At 69.3% G+C, this 24601-nt stretch carries 29 protein-coding genes and 3 pseudogenes; 17 read left to right on the top strand and 15 right to left on the bottom strand.

Annotation, left to right across the window (positions count from 1 at the left end; all coding sequences use genetic code 11):
• Window positions 1–94: 94 nt before the first annotated feature.
• The 3 genes from IE277_RS40165 to IE277_RS40175 form a co-directional block, all read right to left on the bottom strand.
• Entirely contained in the window at window positions 95–928 is an 834-nt protein-coding gene (locus tag IE277_RS40165) for an RNA polymerase sigma factor (RefSeq protein WP_189958682.1), read from the bottom strand.
• A 967-nt stretch (window positions 929–1895) separates the two neighbouring features.
• Window positions 1896–3065, bottom strand: coding sequence for an IS630 family transposase (locus IE277_RS40170; RefSeq protein WP_229882336.1), 1170 nt, complete (start codon window positions 3063–3065; stop codon window positions 1896–1898).
• 188 nt (window positions 3066–3253) lie between these two features.
• Window positions 3254–3631: a hypothetical protein gene (locus IE277_RS40175; RefSeq protein WP_189958683.1), complete on the bottom strand. Its 378-nt coding sequence runs from the start codon at window positions 3629–3631 to the stop codon at window positions 3254–3256.
• An 87-nt stretch (window positions 3632–3718) separates the two neighbouring features.
• On the opposite strand from IE277_RS40175, the gene IE277_RS40180 reads away from it, so the two are divergent.
• Entirely contained in the window at window positions 3719–4231 is a 513-nt protein-coding gene (locus IE277_RS40180) for a PadR family transcriptional regulator (protein ID WP_188316492.1), read from the top strand.
• 109 nt (window positions 4232–4340) lie between these two features.
• On the opposite strand, the gene IE277_RS40185 is transcribed toward IE277_RS40180, so the two are convergent.
• A complete protein-coding gene (locus IE277_RS40185) occupies window positions 4341–5108 on the bottom strand; it encodes a hypothetical protein (RefSeq protein ID WP_229882337.1) in 768 nt (255 codons plus the stop codon).
• Window positions 5109–5214: 106 nt separating this feature from the next.
• Window positions 5215–6666: a chymotrypsin family serine protease gene (locus IE277_RS40190; protein ID WP_229882338.1), complete on the bottom strand. Its 1452-nt coding sequence runs from the start codon at window positions 6664–6666 to the stop codon at window positions 5215–5217.
• 196 nt (window positions 6667–6862) lie between these two features.
• Between IE277_RS40190 and IE277_RS40195 the strand changes: the two genes are divergently transcribed.
• The 4 genes and pseudogenes from IE277_RS40195 (at window position 6863) to IE277_RS48155 (ending at window position 9125) form a co-directional block, all read left to right on the top strand.
• A complete protein-coding gene (locus tag IE277_RS40195; RefSeq protein WP_229882339.1) occupies window positions 6863–7390 on the top strand; it encodes a hypothetical protein in 528 nt (175 codons plus the stop codon).
• 202 nt (window positions 7391–7592) lie between these two features.
• Window positions 7593–7922: pseudogene (locus tag IE277_RS49020) on the top strand (transposase family protein); the annotation flags it as partial.
• Complete coding sequence (locus tag IE277_RS49025; protein WP_268252713.1) at window positions 7862–8218, top strand: transposase family protein; 357 nt, start codon at window positions 7862–7864, stop codon at window positions 8216–8218. The pseudogene IE277_RS49020 and the gene IE277_RS49025, both read left to right, overlap by 61 nt.
• Window positions 8219–8492: 274 nt before the next feature.
• Window positions 8493–9125: an HNH endonuclease family protein gene (locus tag IE277_RS48155; RefSeq protein WP_229882341.1), complete on the top strand. Its 633-nt coding sequence runs from the start codon at window positions 8493–8495 to the stop codon at window positions 9123–9125.
• Here the strand turns inward: IE277_RS48155 and IE277_RS49870 are convergent.
• Together IE277_RS49870 and IE277_RS50280 are read right to left on the bottom strand one after the other, a co-directional pair.
• Window positions 9042–9488, bottom strand: a pseudogene (locus IE277_RS49870) (alpha/beta fold hydrolase); the annotation flags it as partial. The gene IE277_RS48155 and the pseudogene IE277_RS49870 sit on opposite strands and share 84 nt — an antisense overlap.
• Window positions 9489–9601: 113 nt before the next feature.
• Window positions 9602–10231 (bottom strand): hypothetical protein, encoded by a 630-nt coding sequence (locus IE277_RS50280; RefSeq protein ID WP_506005352.1) that lies wholly within the window; start codon window positions 10229–10231, stop codon window positions 9602–9604.
• An 80-nt stretch (window positions 10232–10311) separates the two neighbouring features.
• On the opposite strand from IE277_RS50280, the gene IE277_RS40210 reads away from it, so the two are divergent.
• The 4 genes from IE277_RS40210 (at window position 10312) to IE277_RS40225 (ending at window position 13241) form a co-directional block, all read left to right on the top strand.
• Complete coding sequence (locus IE277_RS40210) at window positions 10312–11643, top strand: NAD(P)/FAD-dependent oxidoreductase (protein WP_189958685.1); 1332 nt, start codon at window positions 10312–10314, stop codon at window positions 11641–11643.
• 5 nt (window positions 11644–11648) lie between these two features.
• Window positions 11649–12047 carry a glycosyltransferase gene (locus IE277_RS40215; RefSeq protein WP_189958686.1) on the top strand — a complete coding sequence of 133 codons (399 nt, stop codon included), beginning with the start codon at window positions 11649–11651 and terminating at the stop codon, window positions 12045–12047.
• Window positions 12048–12586: 539 nt separating this feature from the next.
• Window positions 12587–12850, top strand: coding sequence for a hypothetical protein (locus IE277_RS40220; protein WP_189958687.1), 264 nt, complete (start codon window positions 12587–12589; stop codon window positions 12848–12850).
• A gap of 94 nt (window positions 12851–12944) precedes the next feature.
• Complete coding sequence (locus tag IE277_RS40225) at window positions 12945–13241, top strand: hypothetical protein (protein ID WP_189958688.1); 297 nt, start codon at window positions 12945–12947, stop codon at window positions 13239–13241.
• A gap of 89 nt (window positions 13242–13330) precedes the next feature.
• Here the strand turns inward: IE277_RS40225 and IE277_RS40230 are convergent, their stop codons facing one another.
• Both IE277_RS40230 and IE277_RS40235 read right to left on the bottom strand, forming a co-directional pair.
• Complete coding sequence (locus IE277_RS40230; protein WP_189958689.1) at window positions 13331–13555, bottom strand: hypothetical protein; 225 nt, start codon at window positions 13553–13555, stop codon at window positions 13331–13333.
• Between the two features lie 147 nt (window positions 13556–13702).
• Window positions 13703–13924 (bottom strand): hypothetical protein, encoded by a 222-nt coding sequence (locus IE277_RS40235; RefSeq protein ID WP_189958690.1) that lies wholly within the window; start codon window positions 13922–13924, stop codon window positions 13703–13705.
• A gap of 95 nt (window positions 13925–14019) precedes the next feature.
• On the opposite strand from IE277_RS40235, the gene ku reads away from it, so the two are divergent.
• The 3 genes and pseudogenes from ku (at window position 14020) to IE277_RS40250 (ending at window position 16222) form a co-directional block, all read left to right on the top strand.
• Window positions 14020–14733 (top strand): non-homologous end joining protein Ku, encoded by a 714-nt coding sequence (gene ku, locus IE277_RS40240; RefSeq protein WP_373310987.1) that lies wholly within the window; start codon window positions 14020–14022, stop codon window positions 14731–14733.
• Window positions 14705–15346 (top strand): annotated as a pseudogene (locus IE277_RS49875) (transposase); the annotation flags it as partial. The gene ku and the pseudogene IE277_RS49875, both read left to right, overlap by 29 nt.
• A gap of 138 nt (window positions 15347–15484) precedes the next feature.
• Window positions 15485–16222 carry an alpha/beta fold hydrolase gene (locus tag IE277_RS40250; protein WP_189958691.1) on the top strand — a complete coding sequence of 246 codons (738 nt, stop codon included), beginning with the start codon at window positions 15485–15487 and terminating at the stop codon, window positions 16220–16222.
• Window positions 16223–16843: 621 nt separating this feature from the next.
• Here IE277_RS40250 and IE277_RS40255 read toward each other — a convergent pair.
• Both IE277_RS40255 and IE277_RS40260 read right to left on the bottom strand, forming a co-directional pair.
• Window positions 16844–17080 carry a hypothetical protein gene (locus IE277_RS40255; RefSeq protein ID WP_189958692.1) on the bottom strand — a complete coding sequence of 79 codons (237 nt, stop codon included), beginning with the start codon at window positions 17078–17080 and terminating at the stop codon, window positions 16844–16846.
• Between the two features lie 11 nt (window positions 17081–17091).
• Window positions 17092–17376 carry a hypothetical protein gene (locus IE277_RS40260; RefSeq protein ID WP_189958693.1) on the bottom strand — a complete coding sequence of 95 codons (285 nt, stop codon included), beginning with the start codon at window positions 17374–17376 and terminating at the stop codon, window positions 17092–17094.
• A 42-nt stretch (window positions 17377–17418) separates the two neighbouring features.
• Between IE277_RS40260 and IE277_RS40265 the strand changes: the two genes are divergently transcribed.
• Both IE277_RS40265 and IE277_RS40270 read left to right on the top strand, forming a co-directional pair.
• Complete coding sequence (locus IE277_RS40265; RefSeq protein ID WP_189958694.1) at window positions 17419–17556, top strand: hypothetical protein; 138 nt, start codon at window positions 17419–17421, stop codon at window positions 17554–17556.
• Window positions 17553–18872, top strand: coding sequence for an asparagine synthase-related protein (locus IE277_RS40270; protein ID WP_229882342.1), 1320 nt, complete (start codon window positions 17553–17555; stop codon window positions 18870–18872). The genes IE277_RS40265 and IE277_RS40270 overlap by 4 nt, the downstream gene beginning before the upstream one ends.
• Window positions 18873–18925: 53 nt before the next feature.
• On the opposite strand, the gene IE277_RS40275 is transcribed toward IE277_RS40270, so the two are convergent.
• The 4 genes from IE277_RS40275 to IE277_RS40290 all read right to left on the bottom strand — a co-directional run bounded on the left by IE277_RS40275 (window position 18926) and on the right by IE277_RS40290 (window position 22394).
• The gene (locus IE277_RS40275) at window positions 18926–19807 is read right to left on the bottom strand and encodes a GNAT family N-acetyltransferase (RefSeq protein WP_229882343.1); all 882 of its coding nucleotides are present in this window, start codon (window positions 19805–19807) and stop codon (window positions 18926–18928) included.
• Window positions 19808–20005: 198 nt separating this feature from the next.
• Entirely contained in the window at window positions 20006–20965 is a 960-nt protein-coding gene (locus IE277_RS40280) for a D-2-hydroxyacid dehydrogenase family protein (protein ID WP_189958695.1), read from the bottom strand.
• Between the two features lies 1 nt (window position 20966).
• The gene (locus IE277_RS40285) at window positions 20967–21308 is read right to left on the bottom strand and encodes an enolase C-terminal domain-like protein (RefSeq protein ID WP_229882344.1); all 342 of its coding nucleotides are present in this window, start codon (window positions 21306–21308) and stop codon (window positions 20967–20969) included.
• Between the two features lie 108 nt (window positions 21309–21416).
• The gene (locus tag IE277_RS40290; RefSeq protein ID WP_444544856.1) at window positions 21417–22394 is read right to left on the bottom strand and encodes an ATP-binding protein; all 978 of its coding nucleotides are present in this window, start codon (window positions 22392–22394) and stop codon (window positions 21417–21419) included.
• Between the two features lie 97 nt (window positions 22395–22491).
• On the opposite strand from IE277_RS40290, the gene IE277_RS40295 reads away from it, so the two are divergent.
• From IE277_RS40295 to IE277_RS40305, 3 genes are read left to right on the top strand one after another with little or no spacing between them, the layout of a single operon-like run.
• Window positions 22492–22812, top strand: a complete 321-nt coding sequence (locus IE277_RS40295) for a winged helix domain-containing protein (RefSeq protein ID WP_189958696.1) — start codon at window positions 22492–22494, stop codon at window positions 22810–22812.
• Window positions 22809–23717 (top strand): aldo/keto reductase, encoded by a 909-nt coding sequence (locus IE277_RS40300; RefSeq protein WP_189958697.1) that lies wholly within the window; start codon window positions 22809–22811, stop codon window positions 23715–23717. Before IE277_RS40295 ends, IE277_RS40300 begins: the two co-directional genes overlap by 4 nt.
• A gap of 19 nt (window positions 23718–23736) precedes the next feature.
• Window positions 23737–24531 (top strand): hypothetical protein, encoded by a 795-nt coding sequence (locus IE277_RS40305; protein WP_229882345.1) that lies wholly within the window; start codon window positions 23737–23739, stop codon window positions 24529–24531.
• Window positions 24532–24601: the final 70 nt, after the last annotated feature.

A 24601-nucleotide genomic window follows, 5' to 3' on the forward strand; every position in this document is an offset into this window, starting at 1 on the left:
CTCACGGGCACCACGCCCGTACACGCAAGGAAGGGGAGCCGCCGCCCGCGCGATGTGACAGGACAGCCTGAACTTTCTGAAAAGCCAGCCCAGTTCACGCCGCCACCACCCATCGGGGGGCCGCGTCACGCAACTGCCGCACGGCCCTGCTGCGCCGCTGCCGCACGGCCGCCGGGCTCATCCCCGCCGCCCGCGCCGCCCTACGGTCGTCCGGCCCGTCCTCGCGGTAGTGGTCCGCGATCGCCACCGCCGCATCGTGCGAGAGCACCTGCTGATCCAGCGCCCACACCAGCAGCTCGACCAGCTCCCCGCGCGCCCCGTCGACACCGCCGACCAGACCGGCCTCCGCCGCCGCTACCTCCAGCAGGCCTGCATGCGCCTCCGCCGCCGGGTCGCAGTCATCAGCCAGCCCCGCAGCAATACCCTCGTCCAGCAGCACGCCCGAGGAGGCGAACTCCCGCTTGAGATCCCGAGACGTGTGATGCCACATCTCCAGCCGCAGATGCCGCGCCACCTGCCACGCCGCCCTCCGGGCCGGATACGAGCGCACCGCCTGCCACAGCGCAGCGGCCACGACCTGGTAGATCTCGCTGAACTGCTCGCCCGTCCGTACCGAACGGGCTGCCATCCGAACCGCGGCCGGCAGCATGGCCTGCACGACCACACGCGCCGCCAGCTCTTCCCCCTGTCCGGCAAGCTGCAGCAGCAGGCCCAGCCACTCGTCCGAGAACTGGTGGCCCTCGCGGAGTGAGCGTTCCTCCAGCGCGTCCATCAGCGCGCCGAGATCCTCAGGCGCCTTGGCGGTGTCGAGGACACCAGCGTCCATCAGCCAGCCGCGGACACGCTGCGCGTTACCGCTCTGGGCGCACACCCATTCCCATTCGATGTTCAGGCGGCTGAACACACTCACGTCCCATGCGGCGTCCACGGCAGGGCTCCTCTCGGATCAACTGCCGTGCACCATCGCCACCGCCCCTTGCCCAACCGCTTGCCCCAGAACGGGAGATGTCGCAGGTCACACAGGGGTATCCGCAAAATCACCGGAGTGGCCGACACGGGGGTATCCACACCCGCCCGGGGCATCCGCAAGGGGCACGAGGCAGGGGAGAGCCGGTGATCGGGGCATCTTCCCTGTGCCGATCGGGAGACTGGCCCGCGGTATACCGGTATCCGGAGTGGGATGCCGGCGCGGGTAAGAAGCGCTGGCGGGTGGCGTTCCGGCTGATCGCTGACCACTACGCTCAGGCCCTCGAACACAGCCTGGCTGGACGGCCGACCGGACTCTGGTTTGCCCTCAGCCAGGCCCGGAAGGTGGGCGACGAGGCGCCACTGTTGTTCACGACGATGGACAGCCCCGCCCACCGCCGGGGGAGCGCTCCGCCGCCTGCCGCGGCATCGGAGTTCGGGTGGCCGAGGACAAGGCGCTGGCTACGGGGCCAGGGGATCGGCGGCGCGGCATCTACGCCGTCGCCCGGACCGCGGTGGGCGTGCCGCCTCCCGCTCGCTCTCGTCGACATCGACATCCCGTCGCGGCAGGTTCCTCCCGCGTGAGTCGTCATAAAGCCATGGGCAGCCGACTCCGATGATCGCCTCCTCTGCCCGGACCTCTTGCCGGCTCTCATCAAGAGCCGGGCGCGTGCCGCTGGCAGGCCGCAAGAGGTACCGGCGTAGGTACCAACGTGAGTGCCGGCGTAAGGACCGGCGTGGGTACCGGCGTGGGTACTCACGCAGGTACCAGCGCCGTTGGCGTGGTGGTCACTGTTTTCGCAGGTCAGATGCCCTGGGTATCCCGGGAACCGACGCCGACACCTCTTCCCTGTAAGGGAAGAGAGCCTTCTCCTCTCTGGCGGTCGATGCCCCTTAGTGGTCGGCTCTGGAAGTCCTTCGGGGGTTGATCAGGCTGCCAGGGCGATGGAGGATTCGTGGTGTCGGTCGGCGGATGTGTGTCGGTCGAGTCGGGCCAGCAGATCGTCCAGGTCGGTGGTGGTGAACTTCCACTGGAACGGCTGTGCCGTGGCGTTGTAGCGGTCTTCGAATGCTCGGAGCCGGTCCCCGACCTGAGCAAGGTCGGTGAAGTCATTGGGCGAGACGACCTTGCGCTGCACGACGGAGAAGAAGATCTCCACTTGGTTCAACCAGGAGGCGTGCACCGGAGTGTGGACCAGCACGGCGTTCGGGTAGACGGCCGTCAGCCGGTCGGCGGCCTTGTTGCCGCGGTGGGAGGAGCCGTTGTCCACGACCCAGAACACCCGCTTGGCGCTGGCGTAGGGTTCTTGGACCATGACCTGGGCGACCAGGGCCATGAACGGGTCGATGCCGGTGGTGGGCTCGCAGCGGCCGAACACCTTCGCGCGGTGGACGTCGTAGGCGGCCAGGTAGGCCAGGGCTCCGCCGCGGCCGTAGGTGTGGTTGACCCGCATCGCTCTCGCCTGGCCGGGTGCGAGGGTTGGGTGGCAGCGGCAGCGGGCCTGGATGGAGGTCTTCTCGTCCGCGCTGATCACGTAGTCGTCCGCGCCCAGCGGCTTGCCGTCCCGGGTGCGGGCGTACAGGTCCAGGACACGGGCCGCCTTCGAGCGGAAGTCCGGGTCGGTGATGAAGATCCAGGAGCGGTGCTGCCAGGGCTTGATCGCGTCGGCCTTGGGCCAGCGCCGCACAGTCGAGGCAGAAATCGATCCGGCGATGGACCGGGCGACCACCTCGCGGGCCAGCTCCGGGCAGTTCCAGCGCGACAGCGGAGCCCCGCTCTCGGCGGGTAACTGACAGGCCAAAGCCTTGACCTGGGCTGTCTGCAGCGTGGTGAAGGAAGCCGGGCGGCCGCTGCGCCTGCGGTCCGCCAGGCCGGACAGGCGGTGCTCAGCGAACCGGCCGCGCCAGGTGCGGACCGTGTCCAGGTGCAGGCCCGTCTCGCGGGCAATATGCGCGTTGGAGCGCCCGCGTGCCGCGTGCAGGACTACCTGCGCTCGCACCCGCAGCCGGTGCTCGGTCCTGTGGCCGTGGGCCATCTTCTTCAACTGCGCACGCTCGGCGGCGCTCAGGGCTATCTCGACAGCCGGGGCAACAGGCAAGTTGGGTAGGCCAATACGCCGTGTCCGGGACGCCCGGCGACTGCTCAATCGTCGGCCATGCGCCCGTGTTGGAGTCAATGCGGTCGATCCTCGCCCAGCCGCTGGCCACCCGCGCTGACCTCCGGCACCATGACCGCCTGGAGCGCAATAGACGACCTGGGTCGTCGACTGGGGCTGATCCCGCTCGCTCAGCCGAAGAAGCCCACGATCCGGGCGATCCGGTTGTCCGGGGTGAACTCGACGAAGTCGAGTCCGGGCAGTTCCCGGCCGTAGTCCACGCCTGCGGCGACGATGGGGTCGGGCGCGGTCATCAGCCAGCTGAACCGGCCGACGCCGTGGTGGGTGTCCAGGCCGCTGGTGGGGCGGAGGGTGAAGCCGGGATACCGTTCCGTCATGCCGAGGACGAGCCGGACCATGCCCTCGACGCCCACGACTGTGTCGGTCATCGTGTCGGTGTAGGTGCTGTCCTTGGTCCAGCAGCGGGCGAAGGCCGCCGCGACAGTCTCGGCACCGTTGCCGCTCCACGCCGCTGCGTAGTCGGCGATCGTCTGCTGTCGCTCCATCATGTCCACCCCTGACTAGTCCAGACTTGAGTAGGCTTGGACGGTAGGCCGTTATTGGCGGATAGTCAAGACTGGACTAGGGTGGTGCTCATGTCAGTCGGCGGTTATCTCGTACTGGGCCTACTGCTGGACGGTCCCGCTTCGGGCTACGAGCTCGGCACGCGGGCGTCCAGGGCGGTGGCTTACTTCTGGCCGATCACCCGGTCGCACATCTATGCCGAGCTGCCCAAACTGGTGGATCGCGGACATGCCACGGTGCAGCACGTCGTCCAGGAGGCGGTGCCGGACAAGCGGGTCTATACCGCGACCGACGCTGGCCTGCACGCCTTCCGAGGCTGGCTAGACGGCTTCAACACGGTCTCCGAACGGGCCCGTCAACCATTGCAGATCCAGATGCATTTCGCCCAGCACACCAGCGCCGAGCACCTGCTCGGACAGCTCGATCAGTGGGAGGCGGAACTGCGCAACACCCTCGTGCTGTGCCAGGAACTCCTTGCCGAGTACGCGGACCACGCCGGCCGCAGCCTGACCGCACGGTTCGCGATCAACCGCGCCGAGGCGGACCTTACGTGGATCGGCGAGGCCCGCACGACGCTGTCCTGACCCCGTCATGCGCCTGCCGATTCCACCTCACCGCCCTCAACACCTGACGGCGAACATGCCCACGATCGGCTCCGGAGTCAACCCCCGAAGGATTTCCGAAGCGGACCACTTAGTTCCTCATGCTCTGCGTAATTCGCAGGAACTCGGCGTCAGTCATGGACGGGTCGTCGGTCCAGACGGTGATGGTGTATCCGTTCTGGGTCCACACTGCCGTCCACGACGGGTCTGACGTCTTCTGAAGCCGGCCAGCATGGCCGCTGAAGGACATCGGAGTCCCCTGTGTGGGTGTGGTTTCGCCAGCGTCCGCCGTGATACTCAGGGCGCCGGCCTGCCCGCCCTTGCCTGGTTTGCGTTGATAGGTGTAGGTCCATGTGTCTTTGTTACTCACCGGGTTCGGCAGCCCTAGGGGGTTATTGGGGCCGATGGCCTTATCCGCAGGCGCGAAGCCGGATGGCAGGTATCGGGGGTAGGGGAAGTGCGTGTCGTCGAAGGTAATGATGGCATCGCCGGTGACCCCATCGGTGATTTTCCTGTCGCCCACGGGCTTGTCGAGGGAGGTGCTGATCAGGCCGCCATGCGGGTTGTGGCACGAATCACTGGACTGACGCTGACCATGCCATTTGCGCTTTTCTGTCAGCGCGATGCCGTGGGCAGACTCGTGAGCTTGGAGATCGGGTTTGTCCTCGCAGTCCATCCAGGATGTGACGGTGGTGAGGGTACGCCCGCGGTTGCTTATGAATACGTCGCTGTTTACAGGCCCGTCGTCGGTGTGCACTCTGTCCAGAGCCATCCAGCCGGTCACGGCTGCCGCCAGACAGATCACCCCGGCTCCGGCCCAGATGATCCAGCGGAAACGGCGGGGGTTCTTCAAGGGCACGGTTGCATACTCCGTAGTCTTCCGGTGGATGGCTGACGCCAAGCCTGCCATGGCGGAATCGAAGAGAAACAGAGGCGGGGGGCGTGCTCGGCCCCCCGCCGCGATGTCAACTGGTGACGAGGGTCCAGTTCATGTCCTGGAGCGTCTGGTAGATCGGCACGTAGTAGAGACCCTTAAAGCACCACGGCGTGCGCTTCCAGCCATCCGTCACGGTGCTAACGGTTTCATCTGACGGGCAGGTAACCGTGGTATCGAAGGAAGTGAGTGTTCCGCGTGCCTCGTCGGTTGTGAAGTTGTTCGCGCCGGCGAAGACAGGGGCGCCGCTGTCGCCGTTGACTCCTGCGATCCCGTCCGGTGTCAGCGAGGTGGCGTAGGCGAGGTCGGTGATGGGCCGGTATACGCCGTTCTCGCCCGTGACTCCGATGTCGGTCTTGGAGATCTTTATGTTGCAGTGGACACCGCCGTTGGCGCCGTCCTCGCACACGTAGTCATCGACGTTGTTGTGGCCCCAGCCGCTGACCGGTTTCGCGTAGTAGTCGAACCGCAACGCTGTCCCGTCGTACAGGGCGCCGCTGAGCTGAGGCTTCGGCAGGTCGATTCCCTGGACGTCATCGGTCATAGAGATCGCGAGGCCGTCACTTGAGCCGACGGCGTCACCACCCAGATACGTTCGCCAAAGGCCATCGTTCCCGTTGCAGTGGGCGGCGGTGGTCAGCATGTTCACCCCCTTGGAGTTCTTGACGCCGAAGCCACTGGAGCAGATACCGCCGGTGGGATTCTTCAGCCCAGAGCCTCCGGTCCAGGGGGCGGCGTCATGCTGCCTGTTGAGCCCCCCCACCCTGGGGCTTGCCGGGGCAGCACGCCTGGCCGGGGCCGTGGGGGGTGTGGCCTCTGCGGGCTGAGCCTTGTAACTCGCCGCAGTGTTGATGCCCGTCAGCCGATCGGTGAGGGCCTTGACCTCACGCGAACGGTCCTTGCGGGCAGCCGGTGCGAGGAGATCCCTCGGGGCGGCCGCGTTGGGACCGGCGGCATCGGCATAAGTGATGTCGAGGCCGCTTCCGTCCACCGCCCCGCCGATGCTGGTGATGCGGATAGGCGTCGATGCGCCAGCCACGCGCAGGTTCACCGGCTTTCCGCCGCGCAGGAGCTTGTTTCGGGCCGCGTGCAGATCGGCCTTGGAGTAGCGGGCCGGAAGGACCGAAGCAGTCACGCCCTTGGGCAGGTGAGCAAGGATGCGCTGCACACGCTGCGGCGTCGAGCCCTTCCAATGCAGGCGCAGGCTGTTGTGGTCGGCGTCGACTTCGATCTCGGCGAAGCCGGGAATCCTGGCCCGGTCCGATTCGGAGAGCCCTTCAGTGATCTGCCCGGCGATCTTGTCGAGCACTTCCTGCTTCTTCTCGAGCGCGATGATGCGCGGATCCGTGACAGGGCGGCCCTTCCCGGCGACGGCTGGTGCCTTTGCCCCTGCGATGCCAGGCGGTTGGGCCGACGCGCCCGCGGCGGTGGAAGCGATGAAGGGAAGGGAGAGGGCCAGCGCCGCGACGGGGATGGCTGTCACTGCCCGACTGCGGCTTCTGCCGGTGTCCTTCACAAGACCTCATTTCCTCAGTTGCGCAATTGTCGTGATCATGATGGTTCGGTTGTGATCTTGGAAGTAAGGTGAAATCAAGACAGGGGAGTCGATCACCTGACCGAGCCGGACCGTTCTCTGTTTCCTGCTCGCTGGGGCAGGGCGGCCATCTACGATCCGGCGCGTGGATCCCGAGCTCCTGGAACGGATCACTGCGCGGCGCGCGGAACTGGATGAACTCGAAGAACAGCAGGCCAAGCAGCTGGTGGAGGTGCGGGCCGAGCGGGACGAACTCGCTGTCGCCGAGCGGGTCCTTGAGCGGATGAGCGAACAGCTCGCCGACGAGCGCCCCTCGGTCGCCCCGGCGCCGGGGCAGGTGGGCGGCCGGACGGTGATGCTGATCCCGCACCGCACGCCGGACATCGACGAGTCCCTGCTCCCGCCGGACTGCCAGCGCATCCTCGCTGCCGTGCGGCAGACCGCCGGACCGGTCATGGCCCGCCAGGTCGGCGAGATACTGGGAGTCGACGTCACCGTGCAGGCCAAGCTGGAACCGCTGCGCGGCAGGTTGGTCAGACTCGCCGACCGCGGCTGGCTGCGCAAACTGCCGACGGTCGCTTCACCACCCGCCTGTGACCGGGGAGGCTATCCCCCGCAGTCGTGTGCCGCAGGCATAACCACGGTGCCCCCGGCGGCCGTTGGATTTGTGTGACGAAAACCAAGAACCCCCCGAGGACACCCGCCCGTTTGTCTACCAGTGCCGTCTGCTGCTGCCCACGCGGACCGTCAACCACCTCCCCCATCTGCTGCGCCGACACCTGAAGGCGATACGGTCCCGGTGGCGGATCCTGCCGCCTGGACGGATCGCCGTGATCGTCCTGGCCGTGCTGCGCCACGACCAGCGACTGGCCGACATGGCCGGCGGCAACAACGTGTCCGAGTCCACCGTCCGCCGCTGGCGCGACGAACTGATCGCCCTGCTCGCCGCGCAGGCACCACGCCCGGACCGGGCCCTGAAGAAAGTCGCCAGGCAGGGCGGGGAGGTGGTCCTGATCGACGGCACCCCCATCGCCACCCAGCGCCGCACCGACAAGGCCGACCGGCGGAACTACTCCGGTAAACACCACCGCCACGGCCTGCACTTCCTCGCCCTCACCGACGAAAGAGGCCGGCTGATCTGGATATCCGCTGCCCGGCCCGGCCGCACCCACGACAACACCGCCGCCCGCCAGGATCACGTCCTGGCCCACCTGCGCGCCGCCGGCCTCGAGGCCCTGGCGCACCTCGGCTTCCGCGGCCTGGACAACGATGTACTCGATCCCGCGATCGTCACCGACTTCCACGCCACCCGACCCACAAGCTCACCCCAGGCCAGAAGACCGCCAACCGCGTCCTCGCCGTCGGACGCGCACCGGTCGAGCACGGATTCGCCCACCTCAAAAACTGGCGGACCCTCACCAAGCTCCGCGCCGAACCCGCCCGCGCCACCCAGCTCCTGCGCGCCCTGCTCGTCCTGACGAACCTCGAAATCAACCGCTAACAGACGATCTACTCCGCAGACAGTCGCCCACGACCAGCGTGAGCACCCCGAGCACCAGTCACACCAGCCCGTTGACCAGCCGACTTCAAGTTGACGGAGGCTCACTGCACGGACCCCGCCCTTCGGCTCGCCAGGTGCGACCCGGGGCGTGACCCGCGGGTGAAGAGGGTGTGGGGGAGTTGTTCGCATCCGGTCGACGCGCGTAGCGCGTCGTGCTGCCGTTGCGGTTTCCTCATACACGCATCTCCAACCCCCCACATTCTTTGGAGAGTTCATGCGCCGCGTTTTCTACGGCCTGCCCGCCGCTGCCCTGCTCCTGGTCGGCGTCAGCGCCGCCCCGGCTCTGGCTGATCCTCCCGCGCCGCCGTCTTCGGCGACCGCCCGCGCGGAGCTGTCGGCGCTGAAGGTGGCCGCGCCGCATTCGATGGACGGTTACGCCCGTGACAAGTTCGACATCTGGGCCACCCAGTCGGACGGCTGTACCACCCGTCAGGACGTGCTGGCCCGTGACGGCAAGAACGTCCAGGACAAGCCCGGCCACTGCCAGCCGGTCTCGGGTTCTTGGTATTCCGTGTACGACGACACCACGGTCACCGATGTCGCCAAGGCCACCATCGACCACATGGTCCCCCTGGCCGAGGCTTGGCGCTCTGGCGCCGACACCTGGACCGCGGATCAGCGCAAGGCCTTCGGCAACGACCTGAAGGACCCGCAGTTGTTGATCGCGTCGGAGTCGTCGAACTCGGCGAAGGGTGACAGCGGGCCGGCCGATTGGAAGCCTTCGAACCATGCGTTCTGGTGTACGTATGCCGAGGACTACACGCACGTGAAGTCGGTGTGGAAGCTGACGACCACGGACAAGGAGAAGTCGGCGCTGTCGTCGATGCTGGATGGCTGCAAGAACTGACCGCCGGAGTCCTGCGCGCTCAGTGAGGTGCTGCTCGGTGGTTGAGCGTTGGCGCACCTCACTGCGACGGACGCTTCGTCTTGAAGCCGCCCGTCGATATGTCCGGCGGGTCTCGCCCGGGTGCTGTGCTGCGTAGCGGACCGCGGTGGTCGCGCCGTACGACCAGCCGACCAGGGTCGGGCGCTCGACGCCGGTCGTGGATATCGCCCGGACGGCGTCGTCCACGGCCGACGGGAACGAGGAGTCGGCCGACTTGCCGCGGTCCCGGGCGTCGTAGCGGATCGTACGGTGTGCGTCGGTCAGGCGCTGGATGACGCGGTCCCAGCAGCGAAGGGTGGCGAAACCGCCGTTGACGAAGACCAGGGGAGGGGCACCGCCTCATGTGTCGACGGCGTGCAGGCGGGTATCGCCGGCAGAGACCGTAAGCGTAGACATAGAGGTGGGGCCTCTCGTCGTCCGTGCAGATGCGTTCAGGGTCAATCGTGCTCGCGCAGTCGGACGCGCTGGGCGCGCCATTCGTCGAGTAGCTGGGGCATGCGCTCGGCGATGAAGTCGTAAAGGGCCGTGGCCTCCTCGATGATCGAGTGACGTTCGGTTCTCCCTCGTCCAGCAGCCGTAGCGCCTCGCGCGCCGGTTCCGCCTGCTGCCTGTAGGTCGCGCCCTTGAACCCGGACGGCTCCAATGCACCGGGGCGAGAGCGACGTAGTCGGCGCGCTGCCCAGTCGAACGGGTGCGTCGCACCGCGTGAGGCCAGTCAGTAGATCGACGGCCCCGACGATCGCACTACGGCTGGCCAGTAGTCCTCCGGCGAGCTGAGCGATCGTCTGTTGCGGCTCAGCGAGCCGTTCGGGAGCTGCGGGACGTAACCATCGTCGGACCCAGTTCTTCACCCGCAACCGTGCCTCGATCATGTGGAGACAGTGCCGCGTTGGAGGCACTGTGCGGAGCCTCTGCGAGTACGGGACTGTCACGGTGCAGGAAGGCGCAGGCCCGTGCATGAGGGGTCTGCTCGACCTGCTACTTGACGAGAAGGCCTGCGTGGGCAGCTGGTGGACTACGTGGTATCTATCACTTTGGCGCCATAGCGTGCGTTGGTTCGCCCTCATTTGGAATATCTGTCGGCCGCTCTGGGCAGTGAGGGGGCTCGGGAACAGCGGGGTTCGGCCCGCAGTTGGGAGGGTGCGGCATGCCTATGGGTACGGGTGTCCGGCACGCGGTGGTGATCGGGGCGGGCATGGCGGGCCTTGCCGCTGCACGTGTGCTGGCCGACAACTTCGAGGCTGTCACAGTCGTCGAACGCGACACGCTTCTGAGCGCGCCCGCACCCAGGGCCGGGGCTCCGCAAGGGCATCATGTTCATGGCCTTCTGGCCCTCGGTGCCGAGGTGTACGAGGAGTACTTCCCCGGGCTGCGGGCCGAACTGGAACAAGCCGGTGCGCCGGTGTGGGACTGGGGCCGGGGTCTGTGTGCCGTGCTGCCCAACGGTTCACCGTCACCTGTGCCGATGGACATGCCGATCCAGACCTTCTCACGGCCCCTGTTGGAGCATGTGCTCCGCAAACGGGTGATGGCGTTGGAACCCGTCACTGTACGGGACGGACTGGCCGTCACCGGCCTGCGTACAGCCGGTCCTGGCAAGGTCGTCGGTGTACGCGCGAAGAACGGTGACGGCGAGGACGAGATCGCCGCAGACCTCGTGGTGGATGCCTCGGGCCGTTCCTCCCACCTGCCGCGATGGCTCGCCGCCCTCGGCCTGCCCAGCCCCCGTACAACGACAGTCAACGCGCAGATCGGCTACGCCTCACGCATCTACTCCTGTCCCGACGGACAGTCACCACCCACTTGGATGGGCCTGCTGGAACCCCTCCGGGCACCCGACTTCCACAAGGGCTGCTACGCGATCCAGATCGAGAACAACGCACTCCACGTCACCCTGCACGCAGCCGGCGGAACCCAACCACCCCACAGCGACGACGACTTCCTCGCATTCGCCAAAACCCTGAACGGTCCCATCGCCGACACCATCGCCGGCCTCACCCCCATCTCCGCCGTGCGCCGCTACGCCCGCACGGTCAACCAGAAGACCGCATACCACAGGCTTCCCCGCTGGCCCGAAGGACTGATCGCCTTGGGTGACTCGGTCTGCACCTTCAACCCCGCCTACGGCCAGGGAATGACCCTCGCCGCCCTCGAAGCGCGGCTCCTGGATCAGATGCTCCGCAGCCGACGAATCCGGACTCCACTGGACGGACAGGCATTCCAGAAGCGGCTGGCTCGCCTTACTGCCTTCTCATGGCTGATGGCAACCATCCCCGACCGCGCCTGGGAACAGTCGCACCCCGCCTGGCCGGTCAAGGCCGGCAACTGGTTCATGAACCGCCTGATCGACACCGTCCCCCACGACCCGCAGGTCTACACCACCTTCTCCGCCCTCTTCCACATGACCGCGGGACCCCTGGCATTGGCCGACCCACGCCTGTTGTCGCGCGTCCTCATCGGCCCGCGACCAAGCGGATGATGCAGATGAGCGCCGCCGGGCGCGTGGCGATCCTGCGGGACGCCGCCCACCTCGGCCTGCGGACCGAAATCAGGGCGGCACCTCCCACGGACCCCGGCTACCCCATCTCCGGTTGGGTGAGCAGCGCCGTCTACACCCGCCTGGCCATCCCCGACGTCATCCCCCACGGACGACGGGTGCTCTACCTGGACACCGACACCCCGGTACTCAGTGATCTGCGCCCGCTGCTGCGGCACTCAGTGCACGGACACCCACAATCACGCCCGCCACCACGTCAGGGCTCCCGGCGGGTTTTGTCCCGGCCCGCTGGAGTCCGGTCCACGCCCGGCGCGATCGGTGTGCGCCGGGGCGGTGTCCACTTCCGCCACCTGAAGCCTTCGGGCGTGGCGCGGCGGCCCGGGTAGGTGCGGTGGGCCGTTTCCCGGTCACGTTCGTCGAAGTCGCCGGTGAAGATGAGCACGCCGTAATCGAGGCAGACAACTGCAACGAGGAATCCGTCCTCATCGCCGCCAAGTTCGACAAGTACGCCCGGTTCTTCCAGCGGCAGGAGAAGGACACCGACGGCATCGAGAAGCCACTGTGGCGCACCCGCTGGTCCGCACCCGCCCCCGATGAGTACGAGCGGGTCACCCGCCGGTCCTGCTCGTCTTCCACCAGGCCGGCCAGCGCTCCGCCAAGAGCCAGATGGCCAGGGTCGCCGACCTCACCCGCCACCACTGGCAGGGGCGGTGGCATCCTGAGGGCGGTTACCACTCCTACGACCGCTGCATCCCGATCGTGGCGACCACGCTGGAGTGGCTGCGCGAACACGGCCCGGCCGGGCCCGCCTTCTGGCGCTTCGGCCGCGACCGGCGCCAGCCGCTGCTGGACGCGATCGGCAACGCCCGCCGGGACGCCTACCTCGCCCGCCGCCGCCAGGCCGCCCGGCAAGAGCAGCGGCGCCGTGAGGAACGGGAAGCCGCGCAGCGGGAGGCGCGGCGACCGGTGTGCACGGACTGCGGGCGGAATCGGCTACACCCGGGACTGGAGCAAGCGCCAGTCGCACCCGCACCTGTGCGAGAACTGCCAGGATCGGGCCGTCGAAGCCGAGCAGCAAGCCGAAGCCGACGAACGCGAGCGCCAGGAGCAGGAGCGCCTGCGCCAGGAGGCAGAGGAACAGCCTGCTGCGCAGAAGGCCGGCGGCTGGCTCTCCCGCTTCCGCACGTGACCCGGGCAAGGCCGCGGCGACCGACCACGCGGGCAAGCCCAAGGCGGCCCTGGGCAAGCCCGCGTTGTCGGTGGCGGCTGCAAGGCTGATCGTCATGAACGGCGATGAGCAGCTGCTGAACGGCCGGGTCTACGGCGCGGAGCACGACGATGCCAACCCCGGCCCGCTCCCACACCGGACCTACGCCGCACTGGTCGGCGGGCCGCTGGACGGCCTGCTGCTGGACATCCACGGGTGGCGCACCGAGGAAGTCGACGACGGTGTCGCCCTGTCCACCGAGCTGTCGCGGTGGCCCGGCGGCCGCGCCCTGTACGACCCGCGTCCCGGCGAGCCGCGCACACCGGGCCCGGGTGTGAGCTGCCGCTTCTACTACTCGGGGGACACGCCCTGAGCCATGGGCCTGATCACGGCACCGGCCGCCCCATGGGTCCGACCACGGCAGGACAGCGTGCTGCTGCCCTGCCGGTCACGACCGGCTGCCTACGACCTGTCCTCGGTGAGCTGACTTGCGGTGTTCTCGATCCAAAGCAGCGCCCACTCGACTCCGGCCTGCCAGCCGGGCTCCGCGTCGGCGTACCGGCCTTCGGCGTCGGCGTGGATGCTGGCCGCGAGGGTGCGCAGGTCCATCTGCAGTCCCTGCCGCCGAGCCGTGTCCGCGGCCTGGCGCATCTCGTCAGTAATGTCACCGGGTCGGAGCCCGCTCATCGCCCCACCCTGGACGACCGCCCCCATCGATGGCCAGACCCCGACCACGACGCTGACCACGCTGCTGCCAACCCCGACCATGACTCCGACCACGGCTGGCCACGGCAGTTCAGGAGTCGGTGATGCGGTCGAAGCAGGTCTTCGCCTCTACCCGGGCGGTGCCCATATGTCAGGCCCGGCGCCTCGCCATTCCACCCAGGACGCGCCCGCCAAGTCCTCGGGCTCCACATCTTCTGAGCCGGCCCGGCGCAGGAACTCGACGATGTCGAGCGGCGTGTATGCCATCCCCACGAACCGGCTGCCGATGCGGATCCGCCTGCCACCGTCGTCGGCCGGCGGGTAGACGACGACCTGCGGTGTCTCGGTCACCTTCTCAGGGTGCGGCGTGCGCCGGGAGCGCGCATGCGGGACGCCTGAGCCGTTCGTAGGCTGAAGGTGCTCGGGGCAGTCACGGAGGTCTACCGATGCCCCGAACCATATGGTCAGGCGCTATTTCTTTTGGATTGGTCACGGTGCCGTGCAACGTCTTGAGCGCGACCGAGGATCACAGCATCCGGTTTCACCAGTACCACCTGGGCGACATGGGCCGGGTGCGGGTGAAGAAGGTGTGCGAGCTGGAGGACCGCGAGGTCTCGCAGGGCGAGATCGGCAAAGGGTACGAGTGGGTGCGGGGGACCAAGGACACTCCAGAGCAGATCATCCCGATCAGCGATGAGGAACTGCGTCAGTTGCCCCTGCCGACGGCGAAGGCGATCGAGATCGAGGGGTTCGTGCCGCTGGAGTCGGTGGATCCGTTGAAGATCGGGGAGGGCTACTACCTGCAGCCGAGCGGGCAGGTCGCGGCGAAGCCGTACAAGCTGCTCGTGCAGGCGCTGGGCCGCTCGTCGAAGGTGGCCGTCGCGAAGTATGCGTGGAGCGGGCGGGAGCGGCTGGGCCTGCTGTACTGGCGGAGATCCGCTCTCCGAAGGAGCTGTACCCGCCTGCGGTCGACGTCGACGAGCAGGAGATCGAGGGCGCGCTCGCTCTCATGGACACGATGGCGCGCGACGATCTGCAGGGCCCGGAGTTCCGTGACGAGTACACGGAGGCCATGGCGAAGATCATCGAGGCGAAGCGCGAGCATTACGAACTGCCCAAGGCGCCGGAGCCCGAGCAGCCGGCCCAGGTGCTGGACTTGATGGCCGCGCTGAACGCGAGTGTCGAGCAGGCAAAGGCATCCCGGGACGAGAGCACCGGCCAGGCCGACATACACGAGATTCCGAAGCCGAAGAAGAACGCAGCCGCGAAGAAGCAGACGGCCAAGAAGGCCGAGGCGAAGAAGGCGGCCGCGAAGAAGGGGACGGGTCGGCGTCCGCGCAGCGCCTGACCGCGCGGATGCTATTCCAGGGGGTCACGCCGGGATAGTGGGGCGATTGCCCACAGATGATCCCGGTCCTGGAACGCATTCGCGTGCCGCGGCTGGCGGGCGGCCATCCCCGCACCCGGCCCGATCACCTGAGCGGCGACAAAGCATACTCATCACGCCGCAACCGCCGGTACCTGCGGCGTCGGCAGATCAAGCACGCCATCCCCGAACGCCGTGACCAGCAAGCCCACCGCCAACGCCGCGGCAGTCACGGCGGCAGGCCCACCGGCTTTGACCCGACGCGCTACGCCCGCAGAAACGAAGTCGAGCGGCTGATCAACCGGTTGAAGATCAACCGGGCCGTGGCAACGCGCTTCGACAAGAGGGCATACGTCTTTCACAGCACCGTGACCGTTGCTGCCGTACGTCTTTGGCTCCGTCCGTGACTCCCGAAGCCTCCAGTGGCTGCGTTCCGAACCGCTCAGGAAGACGCTGTCACCACCCGGATTTAGGACAGCCGGTGTCCGCCATCGTGCCTAGCTTGGCGTCCTACACCGTAAGGCAAGCGCGAAATGAGAGTGGCCATGGCAGAGATCGTTCTGGTTCCCGGGTTCTGGCTCGGAGCGTGGGCATGGGAAGAAGTGACACCAGAGCTGAGGGCAGCGGGACATGACGTCTACCCACTCACGCTGACCGGCCTGGCCGACCGGTCAGCCGAGGCCACCCCCGATGTGGACGTCTTCACACACGTAGATGACATCGTCCGTCTCATCGACGACAACGATCTGCGGGATGTAGTGCTGGTCGGGCACAGTGGAGCAAACCTGCCGGTTACTGGTGCCGCAGACCGGATCCCGGAGCGGATCGCCCGGATCGTATATGTGGACGCTGGACCATTGCCCGGCGGCATGGCTGTCATCGACTTCAATACGCCCCAGACGCAAGAGGAGTGGCGCAAGCAGGTCGCGGAACAGGGGGACGGCTGGCAGCTGCCAGTACCGCCGTTCGACCCGGCAACGGACCCGGACAACCTGGCAGGACTCACCACCGAACAACTCGCGCACATAGCTAAGTTGGCCACACCGCAGCCGTTCGCGACCGCCACTCGCCCCCTCAACCGGCCCACGGTGCCGCCGGACGCGCACTGTTCTGTGATCGCCTCGACGTTCACTCCCGAGCAGGTGCGCATGCTGGCCGACAGCGGCAACCCGGTCTTCGAACCGATGGCCGGAATGGACCTGCTCCACCTGCCAACCGGTCACTGGCCGATGTTCTCCCGGCCGACCGAACTGGCATCACTGCTGGACGAGATCGCTCGCTGACCAGGGCTACGCTCGCCAAGAGCTCGCCTTGAGCCTTCAGAGCAGCCGCGCGATTCACGCCAGGACCCCAGGCCGTCCGCACGACCCATCGGACACTGCCTAATGCAGAACGCGCTGAATGACGTGCTCAGCCACGTGGCTCGCGGGTCTTGCCGACGCGTTGGCCGGCCGCTGGACACGCCACGGGCCCCGAGAGATCAGTCAGGACTTCCTCGGGGCCCGGATCGGGGGGTGCACTGTCCAACGACGCTGTGCCCTCGGCCGTCACGCGGGTGCAGGCTGCGGCACCTCCAGCACTCCGGCGACCTTCCGCGCCAACTGCGCTACGTGCTGTGGGGGGGTAGCTGTCCAGCGCCTCGACGTCGTGGCGCGCACCCATATCCGTATTCCGCTGCCTCGACACCGCCGTCCTCGCGGTCTCGGTACGACGGCAGCCCTACGAGGTACAGCCAGCCCGTCTCGGTCTGCCGCCGCCTCCACAGCCGCGCGACGGCCTCCTGCTCCGAATGCCCGAGGACCGGGTCGGTGGGCAGCACGACCCGCACAGGCACCGGCTTGGCTGCGTCGTCGGAAGGCGTGGTCACGGCCCCACGGTAAGCGCCCGCTGCCAGCCGGTGGGCATCACCGGTCGGGCAGCTTGCGGCGGAGCATGTCCATCGACTTCTTCACGTCTTCGAGCTGGTCACCGAGCACGCGCATGCGCCAGTTCATGTGCTCCGTCCGCGCAGCGGCCGCCAGAGACCCGAACGTCTGCGCCAGCTCCGCCGCGCCTGCGTGACCCTCCTGAGCCTTCTTGGCCCAGCCCACAGCGAGCCTTTCGAATTGCTTGGCGCGTTCCACCGCTTCCTGTGTTGTCATGCAACCCCTCCTCAGATCGACCTGTCTCCACCGTTTGTACCGACTGCGCCGCGCAGATGGGCGGCGTAGGCATTTTTGGGCCGCGGAGTTATCCACACCCCGAAGCTCAGGAGGCATTTTTCGGCGAAGACCAGCTCATCGAGCTCGGGCAGACAGGCCGGCTGCGGACCCGGATCGCTGACGAACGCGGCATCGACGCCGACGCGAATGGTGGTCGGCTGGGATGAGGACGAGTACGGATTCGAGCCAGAGTGAGCGCTGGAAATCCCCTCGACAGCGTTCGAACACTTGGTCACACTGAGAGATCGTTTGGTGACGCTGGGAAGGGGAGGGTGTTCGTGTCGACGAAGTCCACGCCCGGAGACGGGCAGCACGGCAAGGGCAGCAAGGGTGTCGTGGGCGGTGAGGCGCAGCGCGGTGCCGTCGCCTTCGTGAAGGACCTGGCCCGGGGCGTGCGGGCCCTGCGGCGCCGGTGAGCTTGCTCCCGCTGTTCGAGGACGGGGCTGGCCGGAGGTCAGCGGATCCGCTGGCACTGGCCGGCCCCGCTCCTGCCTGCGACCTGGAGGCTCTCGCGCTGCTGCTTGCGCCGCCCGCGCTGCTGGGGGAGTTCGTGCCCCGTTCGCCGTGGAAGGGCGTTGAGCGCGTCCCGGGTGAGATCCCGCAGGCGCTGCCTGGCTCGTTGCCCCGCGCGTTCTCCCGGGCGGTGACGACTATGACCGCGGACGCCGGGGTGATCGGAGTGCTGGTATCCGGCGGTCTGGACTCCCTGGCTGTCCTGGTCCACGCGCTGCGGGCCGCCCGGGGACGGCGGGTGATCGCCTTCACCACCGACCTGACGGACGACGCCGGCGCCAGTGCCGCTGAGGTGGTGCGGCGGCTGCTGGCCGCCCTGGCGCTGCCCGCCGAGCTGGTTGTGCTGGATCCGGCCCGGGACCGTGCCGAGCCGGTCTGGTCGCCCGCGGGCCCGCGGCTGGACGCGCTCCCTGAGGCGAACGCCGCTGCCGCCGACAGGGCGGCGGAACTCGGTGTTCAGGTGCTGCTGTCCGGTGACGGCGCGGACGAACTGCTGGGCGTCCCACGCTTCGCCACCGCAGCGGTGGCCGCCCGCCGCGGGTTGCGGGCTGCTGCCCGGTATGCGGCTGACGTCGCCGCTTCCGGGCCCGGCCTTCCTGGTGAGGTGGCCGCAGTGGGGGCCCGGCTGCTGCCACGCGGGGTGCGGGCGCGGGCCTACTGGGCGGCGAACTGGCCCGCCTGGTGTGATCCAGTCGCCCCGGCCGTGCTGGCCGAGCCGTACCGGTCGGCTGCGACCACATGGGCGAGGCAGTGGGTGGATACTCAGATCGCCACGCATGCGGGGGCCGGGCGGTCGTGGGCCGAGGCCGACGCACAAGATGCGGCCTTCCCCCGCGAGGCGATCCCGCCGGCCGGAGTGGTTCCGGAGGCTTCGCCGTTCCTGCACGAGACGTTTCTCGCTGCCGCGCTCGCGCTGCCGCTGGGCGACCGCTACCACCCCGGCCTGCCGTCCGGTTACCTGCGGTGCAAGGCCCAGGTGGTGCGGCTGCTGCCGGCCCGCGCGCTGCCAGTGCTGCCCCGGCGCAAGCAGTACTTCAAGGCAGCACTCGCGGAGGCGTCCGCAGCCGGTTGCCAGGCGCCGCGGTGCGTGGAGGCGGGGCTGCTCGACGGCGACGCGCTGGCGGTCGAGACCGACCCGGCTGTGCTGCTGGTCGTCGCGGCGCTGGAGCGGTGGCTGGCCGGGGCCGAGAACAAGGCCGCAGCCGTCGCGGCCGGCTGACCGGCCCAGGCCAGGGCCATCGCGTCTGTCTGACGCCAGGGATTCCCGGGGGTCTACGGGTGCCGGGTGAAGGAGTGCAGGCGGTCGACCTCGGTGAAGCCGGCCCGGTCGTACATGCCGTTGGCGGCGGTGCGGTCGCGCTCGGGGTCGCCGGGCGGGGCGTCGTCGTCGACGTAGAGGATCGCCTCGCGGGCGGCGAGCCCGGTGAGCAGGTCCAAGGCGGAGCCCAGGAGTGCCAGGCCCAGGCCCCGCCCGCGGGCGGCGGGGACCACGCTGATCCACCACAGCACACCGGTCCCCGCTACGGGGCGGCCGATGGTGGCCTCAGCGGCCAGTTCCCCGTCTTCGCGGACTTCCAGGCGCTTGCCCGGGGGATCCTCGCACTCGTTGACGGTGACGTGGGCGGCGTGCGGCAGCCCGGCGACGGGCAGGGGGACACGCATGTAGCGCCACAGGTCGCGGCCGGTGAACCCGGCTTCTTCGAGTGCCTGGCGGGTGACCGGGCGGTGGCGGGCCGGCAGGCCCTCCAGTCCGTGTGTGAGGGCGGAGGCGAACTCGAAGGCGTGCACGGTGCGCGGGCCGAGCCGGTCAAGCGCGTGGGCGATCAGCGCGTCGGCGACGGCGGCATCCTCGCGGCAGTGCAGCCACAGGAGGAATCCGGCCCCGTCGCCGGGGCGGGTGGCGTAGGAAACGGCGCCCAGCACCTGGCCCGTGCCGTCGTGCACCACGTCCGTGACGGGTGGGTCGAGTTCGGCCCACCAGCCGCCGTCCACCGGCGAGCGGCCGGCCAGCGCTTCGGCGAGCATTGCTGGCGTGGCCAGCGGCTGGCCGGGCAGCCGGTCGGCGGCCACCAGGCCGAGAACCGCGGCCTCGTCGCCAGCCCGGTAGGGCCGTACCGAAAGCTGCGTCGCCAGACCGAACGTTGGGATCGCCACGGACCTGTTCCGCCTTCCTCGCCGGGTGTCTCCCTCCAAGCCTGCCCCCGCTGGCGCTCATGCGCCATCACCTTCGTCAGCGTCGGCAAGCGGGACGGGCTCACGGTGGTGGTCTCCGATCGTGCGGGAAACAGTGGGCGGGGTGGGCAGGGAAGCCCGGCGGGCACGTGGTGGCCCGCCGGAGCTCGCGACGGCACGTCAGCCGAGGACCCGGACCGGGGCGCCGTCGAGATAGGCCTGGATGTCCTCCACGGCCTGGCTGTAGTAGCGGTCGTAGTTGGCGCGCGACACGTAACCCAGATGCGGGGTGGCGAGCAGGCGCGGCGCGGTGCGCACCGGGTGATCGGCGGGCAGGGGTTCGACGTCGAAGACATCGAGGCCGGCGCCGGCAATACGGCCCTCGTGCAGCGCGGCGAGCAGCGCGTCCTGGTCGACGATCGCGGCTCGCGAGGTGTTGATCAGATATGCGGTCGGCTTGAGCAGCGCCAGGTCGGCGGCGCCGAGCAGGCCCCTGGTACGGTCGCTCAGCTTGAGATGGACGGAGACGAAGTCGCTGCTCGCCAGCAGTTCCTCCTTGGAGGACGCCAGCGATACGCCGACCTCGTCGACGCGCTCCTTGGTGAGGTTCTGGCTCCAGGCGGTGACCTCCATGCCGAAGGCGAGCCCGACCCGGGCCACCAGGGCGCCGATCTTGCCCAGGCCGAGCAGCCCGAGCGTGCGTCCGTGCAGGTCGGCACCGACGGTGGACTGCCAGAGGCCGCCGTCGCGCAAGGCGTTGTTCTCCTGGACGACGCCGCGGGCGAGACCGAGGAGCAGGGCCCAGGTGAGCTCGACCGGCGGGGTGGAGGAGCTCTGAGTCCCGCACACGGTGACGCCGTTCGCCTTGGCGGCCGCGTAGTCGATCGACGAGTTGCGCATGCCGGAGGCGATCAGCAGCTTCAGGCGCGGCAGCCGGTCCAGCAGGGACGCCGGGAACGGCACCCGTTCGCGCAGGGTGACCACGCAGTCGAAGTCGGTGAGGGCGACCACGAGGTCGTCCTCGGTGGCGAAGTGCTCGCTGAAGGTGACGACCTCGACACGGTCGCCCAGTGCCGACCAGTCGGCGAACGTGGTCGCCACGTTCTGGAAGTCGTCGAGTACGGCGCAGCGGAATTGCATGTCATTTCTCCCAGATGTGCTGGCTGTCGGTGCACGGGCGGGCGCCCAGTCCGGGGTCGCCCGGCAGCACGATCCTGCCCCGGTCGATCATGGCGCCGGTGAACGGGTCGCCCTCGAGATCAAGATGACCGTCGAGATCCAGCCAGTCGGCCAGCGGCGCCAGTTGGGCCATGGCGGTCACGCCGAGGGAGCTCTCCGTCTTGCAGCCGAGCATCACCCCGAGGCCCGCCCGCCGGGCCACAGTGATCATGTCCAGGGCCGCACGCAGGCCGCCGCACTTGGTCAGCTTGATGTTCACCGCCGACACCCTGCCGCGCAGCGGCAGCACGTCCTCGGGCAGCACACAGTCCTCGTCGGCGACGACAGGCAGCGGCGCATGCCGGGACGTGGCCCAGGGGTGTCTGTTCCGGACGGCCGGACTCCGGGGAGAACACGGAGGGGGCGAACCCGGCTACGTACGCTGTCGCGCGAGAACATGCTGAGTGCCGCGGTCGAAGGCCCGCGCGAAGGCCGCACCGCCCAGGGTGGTGCGTGCCACGTGGGTGGCGCGGTCGACGTCGGTACGTTCCGCCGGGGGCAGGGGAGCACCCACGCTGCGGCGGGCCGCGTCGGCCGCGCCGAGCAGCAGGGCCGCACAGCCCGCTGCAGGCCCGGTTCCGCGCAGGGCTACCGCGCCGGCCAGCCCCTCGAGGGACAGTGCCAGGGCGCGCGGTTCGCCAAGGGTGCGGGCCACTTCCAAGCCGCGCAGGTGGTGGGCCTCAGCCCGGTCGGCGTCGCCCCGCAGTTCGGCGACGAAGCCGAGTTCGGCCAGCACCAGGTGGTCGCCCGCCAGTGAGGACACGTCCGCGTAGCCGTCGCGCAGGCGGCGTAGGTGCGCCTCGGCGGCGTCGAGGTCGCCGGAGCGGCGGGCGCCGAGTGCGAGGCCCATCTCGGCGTGGATCTCGCCGTATTTGTAGCCCTGTTCGGCGGCGCTGCGCCGTGCTTGTTCGTGCAGGTCGCGGGCCCGGTCCCAGTCGCGGGCCAGCAGTGCCAGGCGGCCCAGACCGGACAGCCGGGCTGACACCTCGGCCGCCAGGCCCAGTTCGCGCGCCATCCGCAGCCCTTCGTGCTGGCGGTCTGCGGCGTGCTCGTACTCGCCCTTGATCTCGGCGAGCGCCGCGAGCGGCGACACCGTCTGCAGTTCACCCCAACGGTCACCTACCTCGCGGAAGAGCGCGGCGCTGCGCCGCCCGTCTCGGCCCAGCCCGTCGAGGTCACCGCGGATCAGCGCAAGCGTCGCCCGCAGCCCGAGTGCGGCTGCAGTGCCCCACTGGTCGCCCGCCGAGGTGAACAGGGTCAGTGCCCGGTCGTTCAGCTTGCCGCTGTCGGCAGCCGCTCCTGCGCTGAACAGGCCGTACGCACATAGCCACAGCGATCGTGCGCGGCGCACCGGGTCGGGGGCGGCGTCGCCGTCCGGGATGGCGGTGGCGGTGGCGGTGTCGTGACTGCTGGACGACCCTGGGCTGATCGCCCGCTACCGGGCGGCGATGGACGGGCAGGCCGTGGGCCGGATGGCGCCGAGTCTGCCGTACATCGACACCGTCCCCGCCGACGGCGGTCTGCGGGTGCGGCTGACCACCGCCCGCGCGGTGCTGAACGTCGGCGAGGACACGGTGACGCTGTCGGCGGCCGGCGCCGTGTACGAGTTCGCGCCCGAGGCCGCAGCGGTGCTGCGCCCGCTGGCCGACGGCCGGACCATGGACCTGGCCACGCTCGCCGACACGGCTGGCCTCGCACTGGAGGACGTCGCCGCCCTGGTCCAGGAGCTCGTTGCCGGGCAGGCCGCGACCGTGGGGAGCCTGCTGTGACCGCACAACTCGCCCTGGGTACCTACCGGTGCCAGGCGATCCCGGAGGCGGCCGTCCGTGCGGCCGCCTCCGGCGCGCAGTGGATCGACACCGCACCCAACTACGCCACCGGCCAGGCACAGACCCTCCTGTCCCCGGTCCTGGCCGCCCACCCGCACGTGCGCATCGCCACGAAGACCGGGTTCTTCACCGCGGCCACCGGCGCCGATGCCGTGAACGACGGTGTCCTCACCGAGGACCAGGCCGCCGCCGGGCACAGCCTCGCCCCCAACTACGTGCGCTGGCAGATCCGCCGCAACCGCGAGCAGCTCGGGCGCGAGCGGCTGGACCTGGTCCTGCTGCACAACCCCGAGCGCGCCCACACCGGCGACCGCCCCGCCCTGCACCGCGCGATCCGCGAGGCCTTCGCCGTCCTCGAGGAAGCCGTGGCGGCCGGGCACGTCACCAGGTACGGCGTCGCCACGTGGGCGGGCTTGGAGGAGGAGGCGTTCACGGTGGGGGAGCTGCTCGCCCTGGCCGCCGAAGCTGCGGGCGGACAGCACCGCCTGGTCGCAATCCAGCTGCCGGTCAGCCTGGTGATGATGACGCCGATCGTGCAGGCCCTTGACGGCCGGGGGCCGCTCCCGGCCGCCGCAGGGGCGGGGCTGCGGGTGATGGCGTCGGCCCCGCTGCACGGCGGGGAGCTCCCCGCCATGGTCGGCCAGGAGCTCGCCGACCTCATCCGCCCCGGCCTGACCCCCGCACAGGCGTGCCTTCTCGCGGTCGCCTCCTGCCCAGGAGTGACGGACGTCCTTCTGGCCGCCTCCGGTGCGCCACACTGGAAGGAGGCGGCCGACGCCGTCGCTCAACCCGCCCTGACCGCCGCCAAGTTGCGGGAGATCACTGGTGTACTCGCCTCCCCCTGACCCGGACACCGAAGAGCGCATGCGCGCCCACCACGCCCGCGCCGCGCAGGCCCTGGACGTGCAGACCGAGCCCGGCGGGGAGTTCTGGGGGTGGGCCGGGCGCACCCTGGGCACCCCGGCCCGCACCGCCGCCGGCGCCCCGGCGTGGCTCCGGCTGGTGTCGGCCCCGCAGGACAAGGCGTCGGGGAAGTTGTGGGACGGCGCCTTGGACGCACAGCACGCTTTCGGCGACCTCGACGGGCACCGGCCCGCGCTGCTGGTCGTGCACGACGCCTTCGACGACACCACCGCCTACCGGGCGGAGCTGTCGGCCCGCGTCCATGAGCCGGTCCTGTCCGACGACCCGATCCTCCGGCACGACTCCCAGCTGCCGGACTCCTGGTGGGCCGACCTCGCCGGGATGCTGGAGAAGGTGTCGGTGGTCGCCACTGAGCGCGTCGCCGTACGGCAGCAGTACATGGACCGCGCCATCCCCGAGTTCCTCGGGATCCCGGCCCCGGCTGTGACTAGCTGGACCTCCGCCCACGCCGACCTGCACTGGGCGAACGTCACAGCACTGCTGAAGGTGTTGGACTGGGAGGGCTGGGGGCGAGCTCCAGAGGGCTTCGACGGCGCCACGCTCTACGCCTACTCGCTGCTTCAGCCGGACACCGCCGCCCGCGTCCGCGCTGCCTTCCCCGTGCTCGGCAGCCCGGCCGGCCTCGCCGCCGAAGCGACCGTGTGTGCCCAGCTGCTCCAGACCGTGGCCCGTGGCGACAACCTGGTCCTCGAGGGCCAGCTCCGGCACTGGGCTGAGGAACTCCGCCACCGCTGACCGACTCATGACCAAGCTGCAGCAGAGCGTTGAGGAGGCCCGAACCGCCCGGCACCCCGCGGAGGCCGAC

The sequence above is a fragment of the Streptomyces alanosinicus genome (assembly GCF_014650595.1).
GTDB lineage: Bacteria > Actinomycetota > Actinomycetes > Streptomycetales > Streptomycetaceae > Streptomyces > Streptomyces alanosinicus.